Consider the following 2571-nt stretch of genomic DNA (forward strand, 5'->3'; position numbering starts at 1 on the left):
CTTTTTTTCCATAAATCCAATTGATATTTATATTAATATATTATTTATAAAGTTTTCTATTTTAAAATAACAAAAAGTAATTAAATGTATTTCTGAGAAGCCTTGATAGTGCCTGACAAACCTATTGTTGTAATGGCCACCCTCTTGTGATTATAGTTATTTACAAGGGCAAGAGATGACCTCACCTGCCTGACAAAACCCCTTTGACATCTGACAATTGCCTTATAGGAATAATAATCTTCGGTTTTTCCAGTTTCATAAAACTTCATGACCCACAGATTAAAGTTGGAAGTATTTATTTCACCTTGAAATCGAATGCATGCATCCCATATAATTCCTACCAAATCATCTTTAGTAATTTCCTCTTCAATTTTAATATCAATAGTCAGATATCTGTTGTTTTTCCTAAGAGTAGGAGGCAATACCTTAAGCTTCATCATCCACCCTCCTGACACCTGAAAAAATCATTTTATCCCTATTCTTATTGAATTCCAAAATATCTTTTGAAGAGGCAAATGATTTGTTGATTTCTTCTAAAGTCAAACCAGTTTCTTCAAAAAAAGCAATGAAATCATGTGTGGTTCTGATATCAAAAACAGATTCGGCTCTGGAAGATAAGATTAAAGGAAAATCAAATTTTCTATATAACGTATAGATATCTCTAAAATTTGAAATGATTTTAGCCCTATGAGACAAATAGCTTCTTAAAACATCCTTAAAGCACAATTCAATAGCCACATTGTTTCTCACAGCTTCCTTGGCCAATACATGATTTAAACAACTGTCAAATCTTTTAAGGTAAGGTCTTGACAATACATCCACTCTTATATTTTCCACACATGCGCGATTAACCTTCAAATCTCCACCGATAACGCTGATGCATGAGGCCTTACTTCTGAATTTATTGACAGCCTTATTAATTTCATTTATGTTTGTTGATTTGATTTCCAATGTATAATCAAAATCAATATCATCAAGACGATTTTCCAAATCCTTTTTAATGCTTAAAGCATCGGCAAAATCATTCTGATTATATGAAAAGTTAATATGGTTCCAGCCATATTCTGAAGCCTGCTTAGCCATTTCTACATTATTTTCCAAGCTGCTTCCCTTAATATTCAAATCAAAAAACATAATAGTAGTTTATAATTTTATCTATTAAATAATTTATCTAAAAAAAGAAAAAAAGTGATTGTTTAAATCACTATTGATATCTGAAAAATTCAACTTCCCAATTTACTGTTTCATAGTAATCTATGGTGAATGTCTCATATGAAGATGAGGAATATGTAAAAGAGTCTGATCTTGTTTCGACAGCACTTTTTGACCCCCAATCGACACCTCCAGATGCACCATTGGAACCAGAAACATACAAATGATTGGTTGCATAATTCTTGATAGGATATGCTGAAAGCTTAACCATTATGTCTCCATCAGGGACACTGATGGTTTCAGATCCAGAACCTGAACCGGAATATTTTCCAATAGACACCCAAGACTTAGATTGACTTGAAACAGAAGAAGTTGAAACCTGTGAGGATGAACTAGATTGAGCCGGTGCCTCTTCGCTTGATTCAACACTGCTTTCCGGTTGGGAATCAGCAGCCTGTTGGGAATTATCATCACTTTGTGTGTTGTCAAAGGTTCCGTTTAATGCTAAAAACCCAATTGTTCCTGCCAAAATAACAATAACCGCCAATAAGGCAATTATAATATATTTTGTATTGTTTGAACCAGAACTCTCAACTACCACATCATTCAAAGAATTTCCGCACTTCGTGCAAAACTTTGCCTTATCATTATTTTCAAAACCACATTTACTGCATCTCATATTATCAAACAAATTCCTTAAATCAATTAAAATTTTTTAAATAAGACATATAATAATTTAACTATCCCTATAAAAATTTAAACCGTGAGCAACTTAATTATAACTATCATATAACTTGTTATAAAATATTTTATAGTATAAATAATATATAACTTTCTATGTCAAAAGAAAACGATGAGCTTTTGAAATTAACTTCTTACGTCCAGATTTCTAAATATCGTGAAAAGACAGTAAAATCAATTGGAGATGAAGTTAAAATACCAACTAACATCGCAAAAGACAGTGGAATTAGAACTAACCATATTTCAAAAGTTCTAAGTGAATTAAAAAGTAAAGACATTGTTGAATGTATAAATGAAGAAGCTCGTAAAGGAAGATTATACCGATTAACCGATACAGGCAAAGACGTATTGGAAACCATCAAAACCAAAGAAGAAAAGGAAAAATAAACTAACTTAATTTTATCTTAATAGTGAAAGAATACCCCGACCTCTTTAAGGTTGGGGATGAATTTCACAAAAGGGGCATTGGGAATACTTTTCAAATTCTCTCTCTCATTTTCATTATATATTATAATTATTTATAATTATTATATATGCATTAAATATTTATGGAGTTGAATGTATTATGAAAGGTGTTAATCAGGGTTTGAAGGTTAGATTGTATCCTGATGAAGATATGAAGATTAAAATTAACCAGAATATAGGCAATTCCAGATTTACATGGAACAAACTCTTAGA

General features: G+C 31.3%; 5 protein-coding genes. 2 read left to right on the plus strand and 3 right to left on the minus strand.

Going from position 1 to position 2571, the window contains the following annotated elements; all coding sequences use genetic code 11:
* Positions 1–80: 80 nt before the first annotated feature.
* From ACKI3D_RS07125 to ACKI3D_RS07135, 3 genes are all read right to left on the minus strand, one after another.
* Positions 81–437 (minus strand): Rpp14/Pop5 family protein, encoded by a 357-nt coding sequence (locus ACKI3D_RS07125; protein ID WP_407393268.1) that lies wholly within the window; start codon positions 435–437, stop codon positions 81–83.
* Positions 427–1134: a ribonuclease P protein component 3 gene (gene rnp3 / locus ACKI3D_RS07130; RefSeq protein ID WP_407393263.1), complete on the minus strand. Its 708-nt coding sequence runs from the start codon at positions 1132–1134 to the stop codon at positions 427–429. The genes ACKI3D_RS07125 and rnp3 overlap by 11 nt, the downstream gene beginning before the upstream one ends.
* A 70-nt stretch (positions 1135–1204) precedes the next feature.
* Complete coding sequence (locus tag ACKI3D_RS07135; RefSeq protein ID WP_407393265.1) at positions 1205–1831, minus strand: zinc-ribbon domain-containing protein; 627 nt, start codon at positions 1829–1831, stop codon at positions 1205–1207.
* 158 nt (positions 1832–1989) lie between these two features.
* Here ACKI3D_RS07135 and ACKI3D_RS07140 point away from each other — a divergent pair, with 158 nt between their 5' ends.
* A complete protein-coding gene (locus ACKI3D_RS07140) occupies positions 1990–2280 on the plus strand; it encodes a transcriptional regulator (RefSeq protein ID WP_407393267.1) in 291 nt (96 codons plus the stop codon).
* A gap of 178 nt (positions 2281–2458) precedes the next feature.
* Positions 2459–2571 (plus strand): helix-turn-helix domain-containing protein (locus ACKI3D_RS07145; protein WP_407393270.1); only part of this gene is annotated, 113 nt, incomplete at its 3' end.

The organism is Methanobrevibacter sp., from assembly GCF_045586545.1.
Taxonomy (GTDB): domain Archaea; phylum Methanobacteriota; class Methanobacteria; order Methanobacteriales; family Methanobacteriaceae; genus Methanocatella.